Raw genomic sequence first — 22,567 nt, 5'->3', positions numbered from 1 at the left:
AACGGTGTCTTAATCTACGCCTGAATGTGCTGGTTGACGCCTGACGGAACGGGTGTGTCACCTTTCTGGGCATCAATCAGTTTGCGAGGCCATGACACGCTCACAATCGCCCCTTTGCGATCGCGATGGTCTGACAGATGTTGATACGGGTCAGACCCGTTGGCGAATTCCAACTCGGCCCCGCTGCGTTCCAACAAGGTCTTGGCGATGAACAATCCCAGACCCATGCCCTCATATTCGGGACGCGCGCGCTGATCGGATTCTGCCCGCCTGCGACGGACAAATGGATCTCCGATCCGGCCAAGCATCTGCGCAGGATATCCGCGCCCGTCATCCATGATGTTGATGGTGATCAGATCGGGTGTCCATTCTGCCTCGACCCAGACATTGGCCCGGGCAAAATCCACGGCATTCTGGATCAGATTGCGCAGCCCGTGGATAATTTCAGGCTTTCGCAAGATCGACGGATGTTGCACATCTCCGTCCCCTGCGGGGCCTTCGGTAAAGTGAACCACCTTGCCCCGATCTATATGAGGCTCGGCCGCCTCGTGAATGACAGTCGATAGGGGGGCTTGGCGCAGATGCAGATCGTCCTTACCAGCCCGGCCCATGTCACGCAGAATATCCCGGCACCGATTGGCCTGTTCGCGGATCAGGGCGGCATCTTCCTTGAGGTCAGGGCGATCATCCAGTTCTTCGATCAACTCGGAGCTGGCGAGCTTGATCGTGGCCAGTGGGGTGCCGAGCTCGTGGGCGGCGGCGGCCACAACCCCACCAAGATCCGTCAGTTTCTGCTCGCGCGCCAGTGCCATATGCGTGGCCGAAAGCGCCTCGGACATCGATTGCACTTCGGTGCTGACCCGATGCGAATAGGCGCCAATGAAGACGATTGCGATGATGATTGCTGCCCAGTTGCCGAACAAAAGGATATCTGGAATGTCCAGGACACGCCCTAGATCCGTCCGCAATGGCAAATGAAACTCGGCCAGCAAAGTGGTGAGTATTATGGCAAACCCGCCGACAATCAATGTGGACCGGGTGCTCATAACGTTGGCTGAGATTGTCACCGGACCCAGCAGCAGCAATGCAAACGGATTGTTCAACCCGCCCGTCAGGTACAAAAGAATGGCAAGCTGCAAGAGGTCAAACAGCACCATTAGGAAATTCTCAAACTCGGACAGGCGCTTGTTCTGTGGAAACAGCAGGATGGCAGTCAAGTTACCCATAACCGAGATTCCGATTGCCAGATAGCAAAGGCCCAGTTCCAGCTGTACGTGATAATACCGTTGAGCCACCGTAATTGCTGTGAACTGGCCAATAATGGCCACCCATCGCAGCAGGATCAGGGTACGCAGGCGAATCCAGCTGCTGCGTTCCTGGCCGCGCCAAAAGGTCTGGTTGGAATCTGCCATTGGTCCATTATGTCCTGTTGCATAGGCTGATCATCTTGATAGGTGTCCCGGCCGAAACGATCAACAACCCCTTGCGTCTGGATACCCATCATGACCCGCCTTTACGCTATACTCGCTGCCGTCGTTCTTGCCGTTGGCCTTGGCGCCATGTGGCTTATGACACAGGGTGGTGGGTCAGACGATCAGTTCGCACAATGCCGATCCAGCCAGATCGCAGGTGGCACAGCGGCAATTGGGGGACCATTTGAACTGGTCAATGGCAAGGGCGAGACGGTCACTGACAAAGAAGTCATCACCGAACCGACGCTGGTTTATTTTGGCTATACCTTCTGCCCGGACGTCTGCCCGTTCGACATGTCCCGCAATGCCGAGGCAATCGACATTCTGGCCGAGCGCGGCCAATCTGTGACACCGCTTTTCATCTCAATTGACCCGGATCGCGACACGCCAGACGTCGTCGGGGACTACGCCTTTAACCTGCATGAGCGGATGATCGCGCTGACCGGATCGCCGGAACAGGTCAAGGCGGCCAGCAAGGCCTATAAAACCTACTACAAAGCGCATGACAAAAGCGACGAATACTACTTGGTCGATCATTCCACCTTCACCTATCTGGTCACGCCCGAACATGGATTCCTCGAGTTTTTCAAACGCGAAGACACGGCCGAGCAGATGGCCGACAAGGTGGGCTGCTTTCTGGATCAGGTCTAACAGTGACACATCGGTTTGACCTTTGTTCCCGCGCTGCTATTACTCATATTCACGCCAAAGGCATGAAATAGCAGAAAGACCCACATATGGCAGACAGTTCTCAGCTTGATATTGGCCCTGACAAATCGCTGCTGTTGGTAGATGATGATGAGCCGTTTCTGAGACGTTTGGCCAAGGCCATGGAGAAACGCGGCTTTGAAGTGGAAACCGCAGGCTCTGTTGCCGCGGGCCGCGCAATTTCAACAGCTCGCCCACCCGCCTATGCGGTTGTCGATCTTCGGTTAGAGGATGGCAACGGCCTGGATGTGGTCGAGGTACTGCGCGAAAAGCGCCCGGACAGCCGGGTTGTGGTGTTGACCGGATATGGCGCGATTGCCACCGCTGTTGCGGCAGTAAAGATCGGGGCGACGGACTATCTGTCGAAACCTGCGGATGCGACCGATATCACCAACGCGCTACTGGCCAAGGGCGATGAGCTGCCACCGCCGCCGGAAAACCCCATGAGCGCGGATCGCGTCCGCTGGGAACATATCCAGCGCGTTTATGAGCTGTGTGATCGCAATGTCAGCGAAACGGCGCGGCGTTTGAATATGCACCGCCGGACCCTGCAGCGGATCTTGGCCAAGCGCAGCCCGCGGTAAGTGGTTTTGGCCCGTCGGTGTACGCACCGGGCCAGCCCTCTGAATTCCCAGATTTCGCTAGGCACGGTCAGTCACGACCGTGCCTTTGTTGCTTGTAACCCAATGATTTGCTGCCACTCGGGTATTGAAAATCGTTTTGTTAACCAGTTTTGTGCTATCGCGCTAACTAATGCGAGCTGATGGCCCGCAACATCTCAAGTCTAACGCTCTCAATAGAAAAAGTGAGAACCCCCAAGTGTCTCTTTTGCCAAACACCCCTTACGATGCCCTGAAAATTTCGAACCCCGTCCTTAGGGGGATTGTTTCGCTGGTGACGAAGGCTGCGGAGACGTTTGGGTTTTGGCGACATCCGCGCAAGGGCGCAGCAGGTGATGTCGCCGAGATGAACCTGCTGGACAACCTGTATTGGGTCTACAAGTGTAAAAACCCTGTCGAACTGCCCGAGGCTGAGCTTGAAACCTCAGAGTTCATGCAATCCACTGACGCTCAGTTGTCACAGCGCACCAACGATGACAGCGCAACGACGGTCACGTTGAGTTTTGCCGGGGACATATTGCGAACCCACCGGGCCGAGGTCGCGCAGGATCAGGTCTACGCGCAGATCGAAGATCTTTTGTTTCTAGATGACGTTGTGATTGCCAACTATGAATCTCCGGTCACGACACAGCCCCTGGTGGACGAAGTGATCGGAGATGCCGGCCCGCCAGTTGAATGTGCGTCCGAAGATCAGTTCGATGCCCTGACCAGCCATAACGGGAAGGTCTTTGGTGTTTTGAACCTGGCGAACAACCATATCTTCGACATGGGTGTTGAGGGGTTGGAAACCACTCTGACCGCGTTGAAGCAAAGAAGTATCCTGCAAGTCGGCGTGAATGAAACTGAGTCTGAGAAAAATGCGGTTAAATCAATTGAACGAAACGGCATAAAGCTGGGCTTTGCGTCCTGCGCGTTTGGAACCAATGGTCAATCTCTACCGGAAGGCCAACCCTACAGCGTCAATCTTGCAAAGCTGACGTCAAAACACGAAGCGCCGGATATGGCTCTGCTCAAGACACAGATATCCAACGCCAAAGCGGCCAACTGTGATCTGACCATAGCGATCATCCACTGGGGTCATGAGTTCGAGCTGTTCCCGCGCCGCGCGCAGCAAAAAGCAGCCGAAGACTTGGCCGATTTCGGAGCCGATATCATTGTTTGCCATCACCCGCATGTCGCCCAACCTATTCAGCTTTATAAGTCAAAGTCGGACAGCAGCCGGATCGTTCCCATTGCCTATTCACTGGGAAGTCTGCTGTGGGGCTTTTCCCATGATCATATCGCCACCAGCAAAATCCTTCAGGTCGAAGTGCAAAAATCCCAGGGTAAGACGGCGATCACAAACCTCAAGGCAACGCCGGTTCGCTGGGGGGCTTACGAGGTCGAGGGGCGCATTACGCAGAGAGTGGAGCGAGCGGCCAGCTGATCAGCATTTCAGCCTCGTTTCCGGCAATTTGACTTGAATTGTCGTTGTCACTGGCCTGTCGCACCGAAACCTGATCGGCTCAACTTTGGCGACAGCGGTTTTGCCGGAATTGCAGTTAGAGAATCTAGCGCCTGATGAGAAACTTTCAGCAAATTTTGCTATGCGGACAAACCTGCCTATCAATGCATAAACCTAATACCCGAACTAAGGCTGAGAGCCGGCCTACATCGCGAGGTATTTTGATGCTCCTTACCTTACCTGAAGTTGACGCATAAGAACCTCAACCATCTTTTGTGCCTCAGATGCATCAAGCCGACCATGCTGCAACAAAAACTCTGCGACATCTCTATCTGTGTACCGCCCTGTAAGTATATCATCGCGCAAGATTAACTTTTGGCGCGCAAATTCGGCGGCGTTGTCGTGGCAAATAATGCATTTTTCTTTGAATAAACGGCCAGATTGTTGAATGAACTCGAACTGCTGTATCAGCACATTGACTTCTTCGTCTAACAACTTGCCGTGTCCTGCCTTCAGATAGTCAATAACGGGGCGACCAGAAGCTCTTCCCACAATGCCACTTTCTGACACAATCAGTTTTTCGGAGACAAAATCTCCTGCATGCGGCAGGTGACAAGACGCACAGTTATCTTCGTAGATCAGATGTGGATTCGACTGCTGGGCAGTCGAGGAAATTGCCCAAATTCCAAGACCGATTGCTATGCTAATTTGGACAAACTGGTTCATGTCACAAGCGTCCGAGTAGTGCGAAAGACAATCCATTGTCAGAATAGGCAAATTAGAAGTCTCGATCCTTGACAAGTGTCAACTTGTAAGAAGGTTGGCGCTTTCTCGGTAGGTTTGGGTTCGACCGAGACATTCGATCCGCATGGTATCGATGAACATTTCCAACCTCATCAACCCTACTGCGGAAGCTTGATATCACGCCCGGTGCAGACCGACGTTTTGCTCATCCCCCGAGTTTTGCGAGTTGTAAGTTTGCTCAGCTCAAAAGATCGCCTCTCCACACCTGTTACAATTCGTAAGAATTGAGAAAACATCAGGAAAAAGTTGACGCTGATCGTGCAGCTGTCCCTAATCGGGGCGTTGGCGTCCGGGTTGTGTTCCGGGTCCGCTGTTTCCGGCCCAGAGGAAGGGCCGGACGGGGAGGAGAGAAAGATTGGCTCAGACGCAGTCGGGCGCTGAAGGGACGCACTCTCTTCCGGCGCTGCTACATCGCAATGCGGCACAATTCGGGGACGCCCCGGCGTACCGGGAAAAAGAATTCGGAATCTGGCAATGCTGGAGCTGGGCTGAGACATCTGCCGAAGTGCGCTCGCTTGCCCTGGGTTTTCTGGAAGTTGGCGTCGAGAAGGGTGACCATATCGCCGTGATCGGGCGTAACCGTCCGGCGCATTACTGGGCTATGGTCGCTGCACAAATGGTTGGTGCGGTTCCGGTGCCGCTCTACCAGGATGCCGTGGCCGAAGAGATGGCCTATGTGATGGAGCATTGCGGCGCGAAATATGTCGTCTGCGGTGATCAGGAGCAGGTCGATAAAGTCATCGAAATTCAGGAAAACCTAAGTCAGATCAAACACATCCTATACACCGACAAGCGCGGGATGCGGAAATACGATCATTCCCAGATGAATGCGCTTGAAGACATCATGGCTGACGGGAATGCAGGGCACGCCCGTTTTGATGCGGAGCTGGACAAACGCATTTCCGAGATCACCTACGACGACACCTGCGTCATGCTCTATACCTCGGGCACGACAGGCAAGCCCAAGGGTGTCGTGCTGTCGAATCGGAATGTGATTGAAAGCGCCAAGAACTCGGCGGATTTCGATCATCTCAAGCGGGACGAAGACATCCTGTCTTATCTGCCGATGGCGTGGGTCGGCGACTTCATCTTCTCTATCGGTCAGGCCTACTGGTGTGGGTTCTGCGTGAACTGCCCCGAGAGTGCGGAAACCATGATGACCGATCTGCGTGAGATCGGGCCGACCTATTTCTTTGCCCCACCGCGCGTATTCGAAACTCAGCTGACCAACGTGATGATCCGCATGGAAGACGCAGGCAAGCTGAAGCAGCGGATGTTCCACCACTTCATGGCCCATGCCAAGAGAGTTGGTGGGTTGTTGTTGGATGGCAAGCCGGTTGGGTTTGGTGACCGTTTGAAATACGCGCTGGGCAATATGCTGGTTTACGGGCCGCTCAAGGACACTTTGGGGTACGGCCGTTTTCGCGTCGGGTACACGGCGGGTGAAGCCATTGGGCCAGAAATCTTTGACTTCTACCGGTCTTTGGGCATCAACCTGAAACAGCTCTACGGCCAGACCGAAGCCACGGTATTCATCACCGTCCAGCCGGACGGCGAAGTGCGGGCTGACACGGTTGGCGTGCCAGCGCCGGATGTCGAGCTGAAGATCGATGACACAGGCGAGATCTACTACCGTTCGCCTGGTGTGTTTGTGGAGTATTTCAAGAACCCCGATTCCACGGCTTCGACCAAGGATGCCGAGGGTTGGGTCGCCACGGGTGATGCCGGGTTCATAGAAGAGGGATCGGGCCATCTGCGCATCATCGACCGGGCCAAGGATGTTGGTAAAATGGCCGATGGCTCGATGTTCGCGCCCAAATATGTCGAGAACAAGCTGAAGTTCTATCCCGATATTCTGGAAGTTGTACTGTTTGGGAACGGCAAAGATCGCTGTGTTGCCTTCATCAATATTGACCTGACCGCGGTCGGGAATTGGGCAGAACGCAACAACATTGCCTATGGGTCTTATCAGGAACTGACGGCCAATCCCCGTGTGTTAGAGACGATAAAATCCCACGTGGAAGAGGTGAACAAATCTGTTGCTGCCGACGAAATGCTGTCGGGCTGTCAGGTGCATCGCTTTGTGGTGCTGCACAAGGAGCTGGATGCGGATGATGGTGAGATCACCCGCACGCGTAAAGTGCGCCGTGGATTTGTCGAGGACAAATACGCTGACATCATCGCGGCTTTGTATGACGGATCTTCGAGTGTCTCGACCACCACCGAAGTGACCTATGAGGACGGCCGCAAAGGCTCGATTAGCGCAACGCTTGAAATCGTTGATGCGCCGGTTGTCGCGGTGGCACAGCATAAGGTTGCGGCGGAATGAGTGTCGGAGGTGCGCCGCTCGACCTGCGGTCATCGCCCCGCCCACCGTCCCGTTTTCGTGTAGTTCAAGGAGCCACACATGCTTGATGCAGCTGATGGATATGTTACCGAGGATGGCCGCCAGATCGGCGGCGTGGTGATGGAGATGAAGAACATCACTCTGCGGTTCGGCGGCGTTGTGGCGATCAAGGATATTTCGTTCGACATCCGCGAGGGTGAGATTCGTGCCATTATCGGTCCAAACGGGGCTGGCAAGTCCTCGATGTTGAATGTGATTTCGGGGTTTTATGTCCCGCAAGAGGGTGAGGTCTGGTTCCACGGGGCCCCACGCCCGCAAATGCGTCCCTATGAGGTCGCGCGTCAGGGCATTGCCCGAACGTTCCAGAACATCGCCTTATTCGAAGGCATGAGCGTTCTGGACAACGTTATGACCGGGCGCTTGAACTACATGAAGACCAACATTTTTCAGCAGGCGCTATGGAAAGGTAAGGCCGAAGCGGAAGAGACCGAGAATCGCGAAGCCGTTGAAAAGATCATCGACTTTCTGGAAATCCAGCACATCCGCAAGACGCCGGTGTCACGTCTGCCCTATGGCCTGAAAAAACGCGTCGAACTGGCGCGCGCCTTGGCGGCGGAACCCAAGCTTTTGCTGCTGGATGAGCCGATGGCGGGCATGAATGTCGAAGAGAAAGAGGACATGAGCCGTTTTGTCCTGGATGTGAATGATGAATTCGGCACCACGATCGCCCTGATCGAGCATGACATGGGTGTGGTGATGGACCTGAGCGACCGGGTGGTTGTGATGGATTACGGGCGCAAGATCGGCGACGGCACGCCGGACGAGGTGCGCAACAATCAGGAAGTCATCGACGCTTATCTGGGGGTCAGCCATGACTAAGCTCTGGGCGAAATTGGGGAGGGGCTGGCATGCCTGAACAACTCGTGTTTGCGATGGAGGTCATCCTCAACGGGCTGATGGCCGGGGTGCTGTATGCTTTGGTTGCGCTGGGGTTTGTGCTGATCTACAAGGCCTCGGGGATATTCAATTATGCGCAAGGGGTTATGGCCCTGTTTGCGGCGATGACGCTGGTTGGAATCATGAACGGTCAGGTGCCGTTTGCGCATCTGATCAACGCGACCTTTGGGACCCATATCCACTACTTCGGTTGGAACGTGCCGGCGCTGGTGGCGATCCTTTTGACCATGGCCGTGATGGTGGTTCTGGCCTGGGCAGTGCAGCGATTTGTCATGCGCCATCTGGTCGGGCAGGAACCGATCATCCTGTTCATGGCGACGATCGGCCTGGCGTATTTCCTCGAAGGCGTGGCCGACCTGATGTGGGGGTCCGAGATTAAGACACTGGATGTCGGTCTGCCGCAGGGCATCAACCTGTGGCTGGACGAGGCGACGTTCAACATCTTTGGCTACGGCTTCTTCATCGATAATCTGGATATCGTGGCGACGGTGATTGCGGCGCTTCTGGTGGCCGCGCTGGTCATGTTCAGCCAGTATACCAAGCAGGGCCGGGCGATGCGCGCTGTGGCGGATGATCATCAGGCTGCGCTGTCAGTGGGTATCTCGCTGAACTTCATCTGGATCATGGTCTGGTCGGTCGCTGGCTTTGTCGCGCTGGTTGCGGGCATCATGTGGGGCACCAAGTCAGGCGTTCAGTTCTCGCTGTCGCTGATCGCGCTCAAGGCGCTGCCAGTTCTGATGTTGGGCGGATTCACATCAATCCCAGGCGCGATTGTTGGTGGTTTGATCATCGGTGTGGGCGAGAAACTGTTCGAGTTTTCCATCGGCCCGCTGGTCGGCGGCGCGACCGAGAATTGGTTCGCCTATGTCCTGGCGCTGATCTTCCTTGTGTTCCGGCCTCAGGGTCTGTTCGGCGAGAAGATCATCGAGAGAGTATGATGGAAAAACTGGATTCCATTTTCAAAGCACTCCCGATTGTTTTGTTGCTCTACGGCATTGTGCAGTCAATCGGTGAGATTTTTGAGGTCAGCCTGTCAAGTTCTGCTCTGCGGACAGAAACAGATACAGAGTGGCAGCTCAGAATGATGCTGTATGTCAGCTACATTCGGGCATTGGACGCCATGTTCTTTTACGCAGCACTGGCGGCAGTTGTGCACTGGCTGAATGTCAGAAGTCGGGGAACCGTCGCATGACCAAGCTGATTGCCATCATAAACGTGATTGCTTGGGCGGGCTTTTGGGCTTTTGGGTACATCGCTCTGACCACGGATGATCTTAGCGACAGCCAGTTGGTGATTGCTGCGGTCCTGGCCTTTGCCGGGTTGGTGACGGGCGTCATGGCCTACATGAAACTGGTGCGCGTCACCGAGGCAAGCGGTTACGCCAAAGGGTCGAAACAGCTGGACGCCGCGACCCGGAACCGGGCGCAGGAAGAATGGGGAAAGTAAGACATGTTCTATCGTGAGGCCGGAGATTTCAAAACCTCCTATACAGATGACAGCCAGACTTTCCCGATCAAGTTTGACCGGTATCGGTATTATGTCGTGCTGGCAGTGGCCTTTGGGATCATCCCGTTCATCATCAACGACTATTGGGCCAATGCGCTGTTGTTGCCGTTCCTGATTTACGCCATCGCGGCGATCGGGCTGAACATTCTGGTTGGGTATTGCGGGCAGGTCAGCCTTGGGACCGGCGGGTTCATGGCCGTGGGGGCTTATGCCTGCTACAAGCTGATGACAGCCTTTCCGGATGTCAGCATGTTCATCCATGTGTTGCTGGCCGGTGGGATAACGGCCGTCGTTGGTGTGCTGTTTGGTTTACCATCGTTGCGGATCAAAGGTTTTTACCTTGCCGTGGCCACACTGGCGGCGCAGTTCTTTCTGGTCTGGCTCTTTAACCGGGTGCCGTGGTTCTACAACTACTCGGCCTCGGGTCAGATCAACGCGCCCGAGCGGGATGTGTTTGGCATCATCATCACTGGCCCGAATGCGCCAGCCTGGGCGACTTATCTGTTCTGCCTGATTTTCCTCGCCTTATGTGCGGTCCTTGCACGCAATCTGACCCGCGGCACCACAGGGCGGACCTGGATGGCAATCCGCGACATGGATATCGCGGCCGAGATCATTGGGGTGAACCCGCTGAAGGCAAAACTCACCGCCTTTGCTGTCAGTTCGTTCTTTGTCGGGATTGCCGGTGCGCTGTTCTTTGCCGTTTACCTCGGCGCGGTCGAGGTGGGTGAGGTGTTTGGTATCCAGAAATCGTTCCTGGTGCTGTTCATGGTGATCATTGGCGGATTGGGCTCGATCTTTGGGTCCTTTGCTGGCGCGGCTTTCCTGGTGTTGCTGCCGGTGGTCTTGAAGGTTGTCGGTGTCGATGTTCTGGGCTGGCCCACCGATATCGTTGCGCATCTGCAGCTGGTGATCGTCGGCGCCCTGATCGTTATGTTCCTGATCCTCGAGCCGCACGGGCTGGCGCAGCTGTGGCGCGTCGCGAAAGAGAAACTCAGACTCTGGCCGTTCCCCCACTAGCGGGGTAGGCCCAATCAAAAGACGGGCGGCAAGCCCGAAGACAACGTCGGATCAATCAAGGGAGGAGACACCCGATGAAGACTAAACTGGCAACCATGGCGCTGAGCGCCCTGATGGCCGCAGGACCCGCTGTTGCGGATCTTGTGATCCCCGATCTCAGCTATCGCACCGGGCCTTATGCGGCTGGCGGTATCCCGTTCTCGGATGGCTATAATGACTATTTCACCCTGCTGAACGAGCGCGATGGCGGTATCGGCGGTGTTCCGGTCCGTATGGTCGAATGCGAGACCGGCTATAACACCGAAAAAGGTGTGGAATGCTATGAGGCAACCAAAGGCGAAGGCGCGTTGGTCTATCAGCCGCTGTCGACCGGGATTACCTATCAGCTGATCCCCAAAGTGACCGCTGACGGAATCCCGCTGCACACGATGGGTTATGGTCGGACCTCGGCTAAGAACGGCGACGTGTTCAGCCACACGTTCAACTATCCGGCCAACTACTGGGACGGAGCCTCGGGTGCAGTGAATTATCTGCTTGAGGAAAACGGAGGGGATCTGAGCGGTAAGAAAATCGCGCTGGTTTACCACAACTCGGCCTACGGCAAGGAACCCATCCGCACGCTGGAAGAGCTGTCCAAGAAGCATGGATTTGAACTGGCAGCCCTGCCGGTCGACCATCCAGGCCAGGAACAGAAATCCCAGTGGCTGCAGATCCGTCGCGACAAGCCCGACTATGTTCTGATGTGGGGCTGGGGCGTCATGAACCAGGTTGCCGTACAGGAAGCCGCCAACATCCGTTTCCCGATGGAAAATTTCATCGGTATCTGGTGGTCAGGTTCGGAAAACGACGTGCTGCCAGCGGGTGAAGCCGCCAATGGCTACAAGGCGTTGACGTTCCACAATGTGGGCACGGATTTCCCGGTTTTTGACGATCTGCAAAAGCACGTGGTCGATGCTGGCAAAGCCGCTGGCGCGGGTGATCAGGTTGGCACGGTTCTGTACAACCGTGGTCTTTACGCTGCTGTTCTTGCCGCCGAAGCCATCAAGAAAGCGCAGGAAATTTCCGGCAACGCCGAAATTACTCCGGCAGACATGCGTGATGGTATGGAAGCGCTTGAGATGTCCGAGGCCAAGATGGCTGAGCTGGGCCTGCCCAACTTCGGTCCAACGTTCTCGGTCTCATGTGAAAACCACGGTGGTGACGCTCTGGTTGGTGTGACCCAATGGGATGCGGCGAACAAGACCTGGACGCTGATCTCGGACTTTAAAGCAACAGATGGCGACGTGATTGGTAGCCTCATCGATGAGGATTCCGCAGCTTATGCGGCGGAAAACAAGATCGAATCGCGCTGCAACTAAAGCGCCAAACCATACGGGGCGGCGGCTGACCGCCGCTCCGAACCCGACACACGCACGAGGATATGCGCTGATGCTGGATGCGGCACACACCACTGACGTGCAGGCGGAAACCCTGCTGGAAGTCAACAACATCGAGGTGATCTACAACCATGTGATCCTTGTGCTGAAAGGCGTCAGCCTGAATGTGCCCAAGGGCGGCATCACCGCGCTGCTGGGTGGCAATGGCGCGGGCAAGACAACGACGCTGAAGGCGGTGTCGAACCTGCTGCATTCCGAACGTGGCGAAGTCACCAAAGGCTCGATCAAGTATCGCGGGACCAGCGTGCATGAAAGCGACCCGGCCGATCTGGTGGAGAAAGGCGTGATACAGGTGATGGAGGGCCGCCACTGTTTCGAACATCTGACAGTTGAAGAAAACCTGCTGACCGGCGCCTATACGCGCAAGGACGGCAAAGCTGCGATCCAGCAGGATCTGGAACTGGTCTATACCTATTTCCCCCGCCTCAAGGAACGTCGCCGATCTCAGGCGGGCTATACCTCGGGCGGTGAACAACAAATGGTGGCGATGGGCCGTGCGCTGATGTCGCGGCCGGAAACCATTCTGCTGGATGAACCCTCGATGGGTCTGGCGCCGCAGCTGGTCGAAGAGATTTTCGGCATCGTCAAAGATCTGAATGAAAAAGAGGGCGTGTCCTTCCTGCTGGCAGAGCAGAACACCAACGTCGCCCTTCGGTTTGCCCACTACGGATACATCCTGGAATCAGGGCGCGTTGTGATGGATGGCCCGGCTGCGGAGTTGCGCGAGAACCCGGATGTGAAGGAATTCTATCTTGGGGTGTCCGACGAAGGCCGTAAGAGTTTTCGCGACGTGCGGTCTTATCGCCGTCGCAAAAGATGGTTGTGAGGGAATGGAGGATATGGCGATGACTTATTTCGATGCTCTCGAAACGCGCTCGGCAGACGAACGCACCTCCGATCAGGCCGTAGCGCTGCGCGAGCAGCTTAAGCGCGTAACCTCGGCCCCGGCTTTTGCGGCGCATTTAGCGGATGCGGATATAAATGCCGTTGGATCCGCGGATGATCTGCCGGTCTTGCCTGTCTTGCGCAAGTCAGACCTAAGCCGGGCGCAGGCCGAACGGCCCCCTTTTGGCGGATTTACTGTGAAACCGGCGCAACATTTCCACCACGTCTTTCAATCACCCGGGCCGATTTATGAGCCAGGCAGCACTGACCATGACTGGTGGCGGATGGGGCGTTTCTTGCACGCTTCGGGCGTGGGAGCAGCGGACATTGTTCAGAATTGCTTTGGGTATCATCTGACCCCTGCGGGGATGATCTTTGAAAGCGGCGCCCGTGCGGTTGGCGCGTCTGTTTTGCCAGCCGGAACCGGACAGACCGAGCTGCAGGTGACGGCCGCGCGCGACATTGGCTGCACGGCTTACGCGGGAACGCCAGATTACCTGAAGGTGATTTTGGACAAGGCTGATGACATGGGCGTGGCCCTGAACTTTTCCAAAGCTGCCGTTGGCGGTGGCGCACTATTCCCATCCCTGCGTCAGGACTATGCCGATCGAGGAATCTCTTGCCTGCAATGTTACGCGACAGCCGATCTGGGCAACATCGCCTATGAAAGCGCCGCGATGGACGGGATGATCATTGATGAGCATGTGATCATCGAAGTCGTGACCCCCGGAACCGGAACCCCCGTGGCCCCGGGTGAGGTTGGCGAGGTTGTCGTGACTTCGCTCAACCCCGACTACCCGTTGATCCGGTTTGCAACCGGTGACTTGTCGGCGATGCTGCCCGGCCAATCACCTTGTGGACGCACCAATATGCGCATCAAGGGCTGGATGGGGCGTGCCGATCAGACCACCAAGATCAAGGGCATGTTCGTGCGCCCGGAACAGGTTGCCGCGTTGGTCAACAAGCATGATGAGATCGTAAAGGCCCGCGTCATTGCCGCCCGTCAGGGTGAGATGGATACGATGACGGTTCAGATTGAAAGCCCGTGCGAGAACGACCTAGCCTACGCCAAATCGGTGGCCGAAGTGCTGAAACTGAAAGGCGCGGTCGAGGTCGTGGCCCCAGGAAGCCTTCCCAAGGATGGGCTTGTGATCGAAGATCAGCGTGTCTACGAATAATCTTTAATCTGCACTGACGCGCCCCAGCTGATGTTTGACAACCATTCCTTCACCGCCTGAATCGCTTTCAGATGGCTCTGATCCCTGTGTGACAGCAACCAGACAGGACGTCTTGGGGTGTCTGGAACGGGCAGGGCGTCTATTTGGCGCAAACGGGTATCGTGTTGGCAGGCGGCAATCGGTAATAGGCTCTGCCCCAGACCATTCGCGACGGCTTCGATGGCGGTATTCAGATCCGCCACGCGTAGGGTGGCCACCGAATGCCGGTCAGATTGCGCGCTCATCCATTTCGCCTGCTCCAGATAGGCATGGGCTGTGTCGTACAGGACCCACTGGGGCGGCTGGCCCGGCGTTGTTGTGATCGACGATCTGTAAAGGCCAAACTCCAACCATCCGATACGCCGCGCGAGGGTATCAGACCCCCCTGTTTTGGGCGGACCCAATCGCAACGCCAGATCCGCCTCTCGACAGGTGAGGCTTAGGTTTCTGCCTTCGGGCACCAGTTCCAACGTTATGTCAGGATAGCATTTCTGAAATCCGAGAAAAGCGGGCACCAATATCCGGTCGACGACAACAGGAACAGCCGTTACCCGAACAGTGCCAGCCAGGCTGCGTTGATCCATACCAGCCAGCTCTGCCATATGCCGGGTTTCCGTTTCCATATGCAGGGCATGGGCAACCAGCTTTTCAGCCAACTCGGTAAGCCGTTGTTTTCCAACTGCATCTCGAAACAATAGTTGAGCCGAAAGGGCATGTTCCAACCTGCGAACCCGGCGCGCAACTGTTGTTTCATCTTGGCCCAGTTCTGCCGAAGCTGCGGCAAAGCTGCCCCGGCGGTTTAGCGCAATCAGATATCGAAGGTCGTCCCAGTTCATGTCCGGCATTTCTGCAGGTTAAGTCGGACAAGTTCCGCATTCAATCAGCATCTATGCGGGTTCAATGTGCCTACATCCAAACGGAGGAGACGCATGGCACATATTATCCTTTTTAAAGACAACCCCCACGCCGATCCCGACATTCGTCGCGACCACATGGCTGAACACCTGAACTTCTTAAAGGCGCATGAAGACAAAATCGCTGCCGCAGGGCCTCTGTTCGATAGCACTGGGGCTGGCGCCGGCGGCATCTGGCTGGTGGGTGACAGCGATCTGGCAGAGATCGATCAACTGATACACCAAGACCCGTTTTGGCCCACTGGTCTGCGTGCATCTTATGACATTCTGCACTGGAAGGTCGTTTTCGAGAACCTGTCATTGCTGCGCCCGCGTGACCTGGCCTGAGACGCTTTGGCGCTGGAAATTCCGACGAAATTGGTCGATTAAGGCAGGGCGCATGAGGCGCGCCAATACAAACAGGACGAATGGCCCAGATCGAATACTCACAAAACGGATCACGCAATCGCGGCGCACGGGGTACCCGGCTTTTGGCTGGGGGCTCTTATTGCGTGGCTGCAGTTTGCCTGTTGCCGATGGTGGCTGTGGTTCTGGCGGCGTTGACCGGTGGAACAGACACGATCTCGCATCTGATGCAAACTGTGCTGCCTCGCTATACCGCGACCACGCTGATCCTTGTGGCATTGGTGGCGGCGGGCACCTTCTGTATCGGGACCGGTGCCGCTTGGCTGGTGACGATGACACGTTTCCCTGGTGTTCGGTTTCTTGAAATTGTTTTGATCCTGCCGTTGGCCTTTCCAGCTTACGTTCTGGCGTATGCCTACACCTTTATTCTGGATCACCCTGGCATCGTTCAATCGACCCTGCGGGATATCACCGGATGGGGCCCGCGCGACTATTGGTTCCCCGAGATCCGCTCGACCGAGGGCGCGGCTGTGATGCTGATCCTTGTGCTCTACCCCTATGTCTACCTGCTGGCCCGCGCTGCGTTCCTGCAGCAAAGCGCCACAGCGTTTTTGGCGGCACGAGCGCTGGGCAACAACCCGTGGCTGGCGTTCAAGCGCATCTCACTGCCCATGGCGCGTCCGGCGATTGCGGGGGGTGTGCTGTTGGCGGTGATGGAAACTATCGCTGATTTCGGCACAGTGTCTTATTTCGGTGTTCAGACCTTTGCCACCGGGATCTATACCAGTTGGTTTTCAATGGCGGATCGCGCCGCGGCGGCGCAGCTAGCGCTGGGGCTGCTGGCATTTGCACTAATCATGGCCGTTGCTGAGCGCAGCCAGCGCGGCAAGGCAAAATACTATCATGCAGGTAAACAACACGTGGCACAGCCGGCGGTTCAACTGACGGGTTGGCGTGCGGTTGGGGCGTTTACGCTCTGCGCCATTCCGGTTTTGTTCGGGTTTCTTCTGCCGGTGATTGTGTTGGTCGAAATGGGTCTGCATTCGGAACAAAACCTGTTGTCGCAACGCTATCTGGGCTTCATCCGGAACTCTTTGATTTTGGCAGGCACCGCGGCCATCGTTACGGTTTCTGCGGCCATCTGCATCGGGTTTTTTCAACGCCTCAGACCAGGGCGCGTATCTTCGGCGGCCGCCTATATTGCACGCCTCGGCTATGCCGTGCCCGGCGGAGTTATTGCCGTGGGCCTGATCGTTCCCTTTGCCGGGTTCGACAACGCGCTGGATGCCTGGATGCGCGGCACGTTTGATGTGTCGACCGGATTGCTGGTTACCGGATCGATCTGGCTGTTGGTCGCGGCCTATATGGTGCGCTTTCTCGCGGCCGCACTCAGCGCCTATGAAGGCGGCCAAACTACCGTTCACGCGAATATGGATGCGGCGGCGCGATCATTGGGGCAATCGCCGCTGGGCACTTTGCGCCGCGTGCATTTACCCATTCTCACCCCTTCGCTGCTAACGGCCCTGCTGATCGTATTTGTTGATGTGATGAAAGAGCTGCCCGCGACGCTGATCATGCGCCCGTTCAACTTTGATACGCTCGCGGTACAGGCCTACCGACTGGCGTCTGATGAGCGCTTGGAAGGCGCTGCGGTGCCGTCACTGGTCATTCTGGCAGTCGGGCTGCTGCCTGTGATTCTGATTTGTCGCCAGGTTGGTCGCCGGTAACACCTTCAATCGAATTGGTGCGGCCTCGCCTATCGGGCTTGATTCAATCGCATTTTCCGGCAAGGCTGCGGGTATGAATATGCAGCCTCCCAGCCGGTTCTCTGCAAACCCGGCGCAGATGCCGGTGGCCTTTGACCGGCGAGAGATGTCTCAGATTCTATCGGTATATGGCCGCATGGTCGCCGCCGGAGAATGGCGGGACTATGGTATTTCAAACCTGCGTGACATGGCGATTTTCTCGATCTTCCGGCGCACTGCGGAACATCCGATTTACCGGGTCGAGAAAGATCCGCGCCTGCGATCCAAACAAGGGATGTATTCAGTTGTTGGGATGGATGGTCGCATCCTGAAACGCGGGCATGATCTGCGGACCGTTCTGCGGGTGTTAGAGCGTAAACTGATCCGGTCTGTCAGTACGGACTAAAGCCGTTTATGCGCGGTCACCGGACCGTCGCCTTGTGCCTGAATTCTGGCAATGGCCTGATCCATCGGTTCAAACGCGACCGCCATATGATGGGCGTTGGCGTGTACCAACATGTTGGGTCCGGACACCCAGGCCACATGTCCTTTCCAGAACAACAGATCACCGCGTTTGGCGGGTGTGTCATCTGGTACCGATGCGCCCAATACACGTTCCTGTTCACCGCTATCACCGGGGCAGGCGATGCCGCAGGCCAGCAAACCAACCTGCACCAGCCCGGAACAATCCAACCCGAATCGGCTATTTCCTCCCCACAAGTAAGGCGTGCCAAGAAACAGTTCGGCGACAGCGACGGGATCGACTGCTTTTTCCGTGATCGGCGCGCAGTGAACTGAGGGGATAAACCCCAATTCAGTTTCCAGAAATCCGTTCTGTTCCGACAACATCTTTACTTTGCTGCCGTAACTCAGGGAGGTCAGATCGCGGCTTTTCATATCAGCCCGCTCGTAAGCATGCGTCGCGGGTACGGTGATACGATGGGACTCTGACAGCGTTGACCCCAGATGTTCTGAGGCAACCCAGCCGGTATATGAGTCTTTGTCCGACGTGACCCGGCTCCAGCCGCTTATGCGCTCGGCTACCTTTACTGTATCGCCATACAGCAACTGACGATCACGTGGACCGTCTGGCCTTCGCTGCAAGTCTACGACTGGTTGTATGATGCGCCGAGCGGTCACAAGCCTAAGATCTCGGGCAATGCCGTCAGTATTGCGCGCGGGCCTTGACCCAGCCCACCCTTGCTGCGCCCGGGCGCTTTGCTGGGTTGCCACGCGTAGATGTCGAAATGCATATAGCGGCTGTCTCCGGCAAACCGGCGCAAAAACAGCGCCGCGGTGATCGAGCCAGCAAACCCGCCCGACGGAGCATTGTCCAGATCGGCAATCCCGGGCTCGATCATCGCCTCGTAAGGATGGTGAAACGGCATCCGCCAGACCGGATCGGCAGCCGGTGTGCCGGCCTGGGACAACGCCCCCGCAACCGCGTCATCATCGGTATAAAACGGCGCCAGATCGGGGCCGACCGCGACACGCGCTGCGCCTGTCAGGGTCGCCATCGAGATCACCAGATCGGTTTGCCCTTCATCAGCCAGGGTCAGCGCATCGGCCAACACCAGACGCCCTTCGGCATCGGTGTTGTTGATTTCGACCGTCAAGCCCTTGCGAGAGGTCAGAATATCCCCCGGCCGGAATGCATCACCCGCCACCGAGTTTTCGACGGCGGGGATCAGTACCCGCAATTGCAAAGGCAGCTCTAGCGCCATGATCATGCGAGCCAGACCCAGCACGTTGGCTGCACCGCCCATGTCCTTTTTCATCAGGCCCATCGACGCACCTGGTTTCAGGTTCAAACCACCCGTGTCGAAACACACACCTTTGCCCACTAGCGTCAACTTCGGTCCGCTGGCACCCCAGCACATGTCGATCAAGCGTGGTGCCTGAGTCGCCGAACGCCCCACTGCATGAATCATCGGGAAATTCTGGTCCAACAGCGCTTGGCCACGGATCACATTACAGGTTGCACCAAACTCGTCCGCCAGGGCCTCGACCGCCACTTGCAATTGATCCGGACCCATATCCGATGCAGGCGTATTGATCAGATCACGCGTCAAAGCTTCAGCGTTGGCGAGTGTTTCGATCCGTCTGGCGTCAATGCCCTCCGGGGCAACCAAACCCGCTGTGCTGGCGGATTGGGTGGCATAGCGATCAAAGGCGTAACCGGTCATCAGCCATCCAAGGCACTCTGTTTCCAACTGATCCTCGGATACACCGGATGCAATGTGATAGGTACCTTCTGGCAGGGCTTCGGCCGCCGCGGCCAGGGGAAAGCGTTTGCGCGCTCGCTTTGCCTCGGACCCATATCCGGCCAGGGCCATTTCGGCTGCACCATCTGCACCCGGCACAAGTAGAACCTGGCCCATCGCGCCGGTAAATCCGTTTGCTGCAATCCATGATTGCACCGACTCCGGCTGGTTCTGCAGCCAGCCCTCCAGATCAGGCTGCGCAATCACGTGCAGCGGCATCGAAAGGTCAGTAGGCGGGACAAAGGACAGGGTCATGGGCGTCTCGGTTGGTTCAATCCGCGCCCAGACTAGTCACCCTTGATCCACCTGCAACCCCCGTCAGACGGAAAGGTCTTGCTGATCCCAGATGGCTGTCAGCGACCGTTCGCCCACCCGGATCAACCGGCCCAGCGTCGCGCCTGCAGCGACCGCATCCCCTGCATCAACCGAACGGGCCACGTCGCCTGCAACCCGGGCCAGCGCCATCATGCCGATCTGTTCTGAAATTGCGACCAGCGATTTGGCGCATTTGCGCAGCCCGGCCCAGTCACGGCGTCGCCAGAAGCGTTCGCAATTTGATAGCCGAACCGCAAGTTCTTCGATAGTGCGGCACAGCACGTCCAATGCGTTCTTGTCGCCCAGTTGCCGGTAAAGACCGCTCAGCCGATCCGGATCGACGCGCACGGATTCCTTGTGTTCAAGTGTGATAATCTTATCCACCACATTCACCCCAGTTTCTACGCCCCCACGGCGCGGGTTCGATATTGGCGATAATTTCCTTTGCAAAACCTTGCAGTGAAGCCGGATAATGGCTCGAATTTTCGTTGAATTCGGTTTAGAGCATCCGGCAGCGACAAAAACAGGGACACTGCAATGGACTTTGCCAAACCTCTGCCGACCTATCTGGTCAAACGGTACCATGGCTGGAAGGCCACCACATATTCCGAAAATCAGGTCTGGTATCGGCGTCTGGCGGATGAAGGACAACGCCCCCGCGCAATGGTGGTCTCTTGTTGTGACAGCCGGGTGCATGTCACCTCGATCTTTGGCGCAGATCAGGGCGAGTTTTTCATTCACCGCAACATTGCCAATCTGGTCCCGCCTTACGCGCCGGATGGCGATCACCACGGGACCAGTGCGGCAATCGAATACGCGGTGACCGCGCTGAAAGTCGCGCATCTTATCGTTCTGGGCCATTCCCAATGCGGTGGTGTCCAAGGCTGTATCGACATGTGCAAGGGCCAGGCGCCACAGCTGGAAGCCAAGGAAAGCTTTGTTGGCCGCTGGATGGATATCCTGAAGCCGAAATACGATTTGGTCGCTGATGTAGAAGACGGCGTCGAACAAGCCAGGCAGCTTGAACGCCAGGCTGTCGTCGCTTCGCTGGAAAACCTGATGACCTTTCCGTTTGTATCTTCTGCTGTCGAAGATGGTGCGCTCAGCCTGCACGGGCTCTGGACCGATATCGGTGAGGGCGGGTTGCAATGCTACGATCCGCTGCACAAGAAATTTGTCGCGGTCTGATTAGGCGCAAACATGCCCGAGCTCTAGTGACGCGGATCAGACCTCTGATTTCGCGTCACTTTTTTGGTATGATTGCAGGAACTGCACTAGAATCGGATCATATCATGAGATTGATTAAGCGACTTCTCATCACCCTGCTTGTTATCGTTCTGGTCTTGGTCGGGGTGTCTTATCTGCTACCGGGCAAGGCCGAGGTTTCGCGCAGCATCACCATCGATGCACCGCCCGAAGTGATCTTTCCCTACGTGAACTCGATGCAAGAGACGGAGAAGTGGTCACCCTGGCTGTCACGCGATCCAGAAACCAAGCTGTCTTATAGCGGACCGGATGCCGGGGTCGGCAATATTCTGAACTGGAGTTCGGATCATCCCCAGGTTGGCACGGGATCACAAGAGATCATGGAGAGTGTCGAAAACCAGCGAGTAAAAACCGCACTGGATTTCGGCCCGATGGGGGCGGCCGAGGCGTCGTTCGTTTTGCAGCCCGAAGGATCCGAGACGCAGGTAACCTGGGGCTTCGAATCCGATCTGGGCTTGAACCCGATGTCACGCTGGATGGGGTTGATGATGGATAAATGGGTTGGTGGCGATTATGAGCGTGGGCTGGATAATCTGAAGGTGTTGGTCGAAGGGCAGGGGTGACCGGACGCGATTTTCTAAGAAGTATGGGATGTCTTGCGTATGCCCATTTTACCGTTCCTCTGCAACGCTGCAAATTGCTTCTGTCCCGAGATAGAAAACCTTCAACCACTGCATTGCTTTGGAGCAAGGATTGCGGTGGCGCAAAACAAGAAAGTTAGGTCACACTACGTGAACGAACCTTTGCTGCGTGGCCCGGATGTCTGGCATGTGACCATCGCGCTTTCGCCGCCCAGGTAATCTGCGTTAATCGTCTCGTCCGGGTTCGTTCGGGTCGCTGGAGAAGAGCGCGATCTTGTTACCTTGAGGGTCGCGAAGGTAGCCAACATAAAAGTTAGGCCCATACAAGGCGCGGAAGCCCGGCTGTCCCTCGTCGGAACCGCCTGCGGCAAGCGCGGCGGAATGAAGATCACGAACCTGCTTTTGACTGCGCGCCTCGAACGCGACCATCGCCCCGTTCCCAGCCGAGGCCGGACGGCCATCGAAGGTTGGTTTGACGTAGAGTTCAGGCGGCGCGACGGACTGACCCGGTTCAACGGGCAGCGCATAGCTAAGGCCCTCAGGACCCTCCTCCAGCTCGTAATTAAGGGCTGGCAGGAACGCAGAGTAAAACAGTTTCGCGCGAGCGATGTCATCAGCACCGACGGTGACGTAGGCAATCATGCCGCCTGCTCCTTTCCGCAGTTTCGATCATTGCAACGAGATTTCTGCACAACCGTAAGCCAGCAGGCAATTCGGTTCA

The 22,567-nt window shown here is 56.5% G+C and carries 24 protein-coding genes; 17 read left to right on the top strand and 7 right to left on the bottom strand.

Annotation, left to right across the window (positions count from 1 at the left end):
• Positions 1–14 precede the first annotated feature (14 nt).
• On the bottom strand, positions 15–1,412 hold the full coding sequence (gene regB, locus Q1B21_RS15030; protein ID WP_299890560.1) for a sensor histidine kinase RegB: 1,398 nt from the start codon (positions 1,410–1,412) through the stop codon (positions 15–17).
• Between the two features lie 90 nt (positions 1,413–1,502).
• On the opposite strand from regB, the gene Q1B21_RS15025 reads away from it, so the two are divergent.
• From Q1B21_RS15025 to Q1B21_RS15015, 3 genes are all read left to right on the top strand, one after another.
• On the top strand, positions 1,503–2,123 hold the full coding sequence (locus Q1B21_RS15025; RefSeq protein WP_299890558.1) for an SCO family protein: 621 nt from the start codon (positions 1,503–1,505) through the stop codon (positions 2,121–2,123).
• Positions 2,124–2,209: 86 nt separating this feature from the next.
• Entirely contained in the window at positions 2,210–2,764 is a 555-nt protein-coding gene (locus Q1B21_RS15020; protein ID WP_050604676.1) for an ActR/PrrA/RegA family redox response regulator transcription factor, read from the top strand.
• 310 nt (positions 2,765–3,074) lie between these two features.
• Positions 3,075–4,226 carry a CapA family protein gene (locus Q1B21_RS15015; RefSeq protein ID WP_299890556.1) on the top strand — a complete coding sequence of 384 codons (1,152 nt, stop codon included), beginning with the start codon at positions 3,075–3,077 and terminating at the stop codon, positions 4,224–4,226.
• Positions 4,227–4,475: 249 nt separating this feature from the next.
• On the opposite strand, the gene Q1B21_RS15010 is transcribed toward Q1B21_RS15015, so the two are convergent.
• Entirely contained in the window at positions 4,476–4,970 is a 495-nt protein-coding gene (locus tag Q1B21_RS15010; protein WP_299890554.1) for a hypothetical protein, read from the bottom strand.
• Between the two features lie 433 nt (positions 4,971–5,403).
• On the opposite strand from Q1B21_RS15010, the gene Q1B21_RS15005 reads away from it, so the two are divergent.
• From Q1B21_RS15005 to Q1B21_RS14965, 9 genes are all read left to right on the top strand, one after another.
• Entirely contained in the window at positions 5,404–7,377 is a 1,974-nt protein-coding gene (locus tag Q1B21_RS15005; RefSeq protein WP_299890552.1) for an AMP-binding protein, read from the top strand.
• A 78-nt stretch (positions 7,378–7,455) separates the two neighbouring features.
• On the top strand, positions 7,456–8,274 hold the full coding sequence (locus tag Q1B21_RS15000; RefSeq protein WP_298935830.1) for an ABC transporter ATP-binding protein: 819 nt from the start codon (positions 7,456–7,458) through the stop codon (positions 8,272–8,274).
• 29 nt (positions 8,275–8,303) lie between these two features.
• On the top strand, positions 8,304–9,290 hold the full coding sequence (locus Q1B21_RS14995; protein ID WP_298935829.1) for a branched-chain amino acid ABC transporter permease: 987 nt from the start codon (positions 8,304–8,306) through the stop codon (positions 9,288–9,290).
• Positions 9,290–9,544 carry a hypothetical protein gene (locus Q1B21_RS14990; protein WP_299890549.1) on the top strand — a complete coding sequence of 85 codons (255 nt, stop codon included), beginning with the start codon at positions 9,290–9,292 and terminating at the stop codon, positions 9,542–9,544. The genes Q1B21_RS14995 and Q1B21_RS14990 overlap by 1 nt, the downstream gene beginning before the upstream one ends.
• Entirely contained in the window at positions 9,541–9,798 is a 258-nt protein-coding gene (locus tag Q1B21_RS14985) for a hypothetical protein (protein ID WP_298935827.1), read from the top strand. The genes Q1B21_RS14990 and Q1B21_RS14985 overlap by 4 nt, the downstream gene beginning before the upstream one ends.
• 3 nt (positions 9,799–9,801) lie before the next feature.
• Positions 9,802–10,878: a branched-chain amino acid ABC transporter permease gene (locus Q1B21_RS14980; protein WP_120634824.1), complete on the top strand. Its 1,077-nt coding sequence runs from the start codon at positions 9,802–9,804 to the stop codon at positions 10,876–10,878.
• Positions 10,879–10,952: 74 nt separating this feature from the next.
• Entirely contained in the window at positions 10,953–12,236 is a 1,284-nt protein-coding gene (locus tag Q1B21_RS14975; RefSeq protein ID WP_299081274.1) for an ABC transporter substrate-binding protein, read from the top strand.
• Positions 12,237–12,306: 70 nt separating this feature from the next.
• On the top strand, positions 12,307–13,140 hold the full coding sequence (locus Q1B21_RS14970; RefSeq protein ID WP_298935824.1) for an ABC transporter ATP-binding protein: 834 nt from the start codon (positions 12,307–12,309) through the stop codon (positions 13,138–13,140).
• Positions 13,141–13,159: 19 nt separating this feature from the next.
• Positions 13,160–14,377: a phenylacetate--CoA ligase family protein gene (locus Q1B21_RS14965; protein ID WP_299890542.1), complete on the top strand. Its 1,218-nt coding sequence runs from the start codon at positions 13,160–13,162 to the stop codon at positions 14,375–14,377.
• On the opposite strand, the gene Q1B21_RS14960 is transcribed toward Q1B21_RS14965, so the two are convergent.
• On the bottom strand, positions 14,368–15,252 hold the full coding sequence (locus Q1B21_RS14960) for a LysR family transcriptional regulator (RefSeq protein ID WP_299890540.1): 885 nt from the start codon (positions 15,250–15,252) through the stop codon (positions 14,368–14,370). The genes Q1B21_RS14965 and Q1B21_RS14960 overlap by 10 nt on opposite strands.
• 93 nt (positions 15,253–15,345) lie before the next feature.
• Between Q1B21_RS14960 and Q1B21_RS14955 the strand changes: the two genes are divergently transcribed.
• The 3 genes from Q1B21_RS14955 (at position 15,346) to Q1B21_RS14945 (ending at position 17,826) form a co-directional block, all read left to right on the top strand.
• A complete protein-coding gene (locus tag Q1B21_RS14955; RefSeq protein WP_299890538.1) occupies positions 15,346–15,657 on the top strand; it encodes a YciI family protein in 312 nt (103 codons plus the stop codon).
• Between the two features lie 80 nt (positions 15,658–15,737).
• The gene (locus tag Q1B21_RS14950; protein ID WP_299890536.1) at positions 15,738–17,402 is read left to right on the top strand and encodes an iron ABC transporter permease; all 1,665 of its coding nucleotides are present in this window, start codon (positions 15,738–15,740) and stop codon (positions 17,400–17,402) included.
• A gap of 73 nt (positions 17,403–17,475) precedes the next feature.
• Positions 17,476–17,826 (top strand): DUF2794 domain-containing protein, encoded by a 351-nt coding sequence (locus tag Q1B21_RS14945; protein ID WP_299081289.1) that lies wholly within the window; start codon positions 17,476–17,478, stop codon positions 17,824–17,826.
• On the opposite strand, the gene Q1B21_RS14940 is transcribed toward Q1B21_RS14945, so the two are convergent.
• The 3 genes from Q1B21_RS14940 to Q1B21_RS14930 form a co-directional block, all read right to left on the bottom strand.
• Positions 17,823–18,560: an NlpC/P60 family protein gene (locus Q1B21_RS14940; RefSeq protein WP_299890534.1), complete on the bottom strand. Its 738-nt coding sequence runs from the start codon at positions 18,558–18,560 to the stop codon at positions 17,823–17,825. The two genes, Q1B21_RS14945 and Q1B21_RS14940, sit on opposite strands and share 4 nt — an antisense overlap.
• Positions 18,557–19,939 (bottom strand): M17 family metallopeptidase, encoded by a 1,383-nt coding sequence (locus Q1B21_RS14935; protein WP_299890532.1) that lies wholly within the window; start codon positions 19,937–19,939, stop codon positions 18,557–18,559. Before Q1B21_RS14935 ends, Q1B21_RS14940 begins: the two co-directional genes overlap by 4 nt.
• Positions 19,940–20,002: 63 nt before the next feature.
• Positions 20,003–20,392, bottom strand: coding sequence for a hypothetical protein (locus Q1B21_RS14930; RefSeq protein WP_299081299.1), 390 nt, complete (start codon positions 20,390–20,392; stop codon positions 20,003–20,005).
• Between the two features lie 144 nt (positions 20,393–20,536).
• On the opposite strand from Q1B21_RS14930, the gene Q1B21_RS14925 reads away from it, so the two are divergent.
• Positions 20,537–21,187: a carbonic anhydrase gene (locus Q1B21_RS14925; RefSeq protein ID WP_299890530.1), complete on the top strand. Its 651-nt coding sequence runs from the start codon at positions 20,537–20,539 to the stop codon at positions 21,185–21,187.
• A 104-nt stretch (positions 21,188–21,291) separates the two neighbouring features.
• Positions 21,292–21,828, top strand: a complete 537-nt coding sequence (locus Q1B21_RS14920; RefSeq protein WP_299890528.1) for an SRPBCC family protein — start codon at positions 21,292–21,294, stop codon at positions 21,826–21,828.
• 243 nt (positions 21,829–22,071) lie between these two features.
• Here the strand turns inward: Q1B21_RS14920 and Q1B21_RS14915 are convergent, their stop codons facing one another.
• A complete protein-coding gene (locus Q1B21_RS14915; RefSeq protein WP_299890526.1) occupies positions 22,072–22,488 on the bottom strand; it encodes a VOC family protein in 417 nt (138 codons plus the stop codon).
• Positions 22,489–22,567: the final 79 nt, after the last annotated feature.

Source organism: uncultured Ruegeria sp., assembly GCF_947504215.1.
Classification (GTDB): Bacteria; Pseudomonadota; Alphaproteobacteria; order Rhodobacterales; family Rhodobacteraceae; genus Ruegeria.
This window is presented reverse-complemented; position numbering and strand designations above follow the sequence as displayed.

What these genes read in the sequence shown, in the direction of transcription:
- regB (WP_299890560.1), bottom strand. Translation starts at nt 1,412, where the DNA reads ATGGCAGATTCCAACCAGACCTTTTGGCGCGGCCAGGAACGCAGCAGC.
- Q1B21_RS15025 (WP_299890558.1), top strand. Translation starts at nt 1,503, where the DNA reads ATGACCCGCCTTTACGCTATACTCGCTGCCGTCGTTCTTGCCGTTGGC.
- Q1B21_RS15020 (WP_050604676.1), top strand. Translation starts at nt 2,210, where the DNA reads ATGGCAGACAGTTCTCAGCTTGATATTGGCCCTGACAAATCGCTGCTG.
- Q1B21_RS15010 (WP_299890554.1), bottom strand. Translation starts at nt 4,970, where the DNA reads ATGAACCAGTTTGTCCAAATTAGCATAGCAATCGGTCTTGGAATTTGG.
- Q1B21_RS15000 (WP_298935830.1), top strand. Translation starts at nt 7,456, where the DNA reads ATGCTTGATGCAGCTGATGGATATGTTACCGAGGATGGCCGCCAGATC.
- Q1B21_RS14995 (WP_298935829.1), top strand. Translation starts at nt 8,304, where the DNA reads ATGCCTGAACAACTCGTGTTTGCGATGGAGGTCATCCTCAACGGGCTG.
- Q1B21_RS14990 (WP_299890549.1), top strand. Translation starts at nt 9,290, where the DNA reads ATGGAAAAACTGGATTCCATTTTCAAAGCACTCCCGATTGTTTTGTTG.
- Q1B21_RS14985 (WP_298935827.1), top strand. Translation starts at nt 9,541, where the DNA reads ATGACCAAGCTGATTGCCATCATAAACGTGATTGCTTGGGCGGGCTTT.
- Q1B21_RS14980 (WP_120634824.1), top strand. Translation starts at nt 9,802, where the DNA reads ATGTTCTATCGTGAGGCCGGAGATTTCAAAACCTCCTATACAGATGAC.
- Q1B21_RS14975 (WP_299081274.1), top strand. Translation starts at nt 10,953, where the DNA reads ATGAAGACTAAACTGGCAACCATGGCGCTGAGCGCCCTGATGGCCGCA.
- Q1B21_RS14970 (WP_298935824.1), top strand. Translation starts at nt 12,307, where the DNA reads ATGCTGGATGCGGCACACACCACTGACGTGCAGGCGGAAACCCTGCTG.
- Q1B21_RS14965 (WP_299890542.1), top strand. Translation starts at nt 13,160, where the DNA reads ATGACTTATTTCGATGCTCTCGAAACGCGCTCGGCAGACGAACGCACC.
- Q1B21_RS14960 (WP_299890540.1), bottom strand. Translation starts at nt 15,252, where the DNA reads ATGAACTGGGACGACCTTCGATATCTGATTGCGCTAAACCGCCGGGGC.
- Q1B21_RS14955 (WP_299890538.1), top strand. Translation starts at nt 15,346, where the DNA reads ATGGCACATATTATCCTTTTTAAAGACAACCCCCACGCCGATCCCGAC.
- Q1B21_RS14950 (WP_299890536.1), top strand. Translation starts at nt 15,738, where the DNA reads ATGGCCCAGATCGAATACTCACAAAACGGATCACGCAATCGCGGCGCA.
- Q1B21_RS14945 (WP_299081289.1), top strand. Translation starts at nt 17,476, where the DNA reads ATGAATATGCAGCCTCCCAGCCGGTTCTCTGCAAACCCGGCGCAGATG.
- Q1B21_RS14935 (WP_299890532.1), bottom strand. Translation starts at nt 19,939, where the DNA reads ATGACCCTGTCCTTTGTCCCGCCTACTGACCTTTCGATGCCGCTGCAC.
- Q1B21_RS14925 (WP_299890530.1), top strand. Translation starts at nt 20,537, where the DNA reads ATGGACTTTGCCAAACCTCTGCCGACCTATCTGGTCAAACGGTACCAT.
- Q1B21_RS14920 (WP_299890528.1), top strand. Translation starts at nt 21,292, where the DNA reads ATGAGATTGATTAAGCGACTTCTCATCACCCTGCTTGTTATCGTTCTG.
- Q1B21_RS14915 (WP_299890526.1), bottom strand. Translation starts at nt 22,488, where the DNA reads ATGATTGCCTACGTCACCGTCGGTGCTGATGACATCGCTCGCGCGAAA.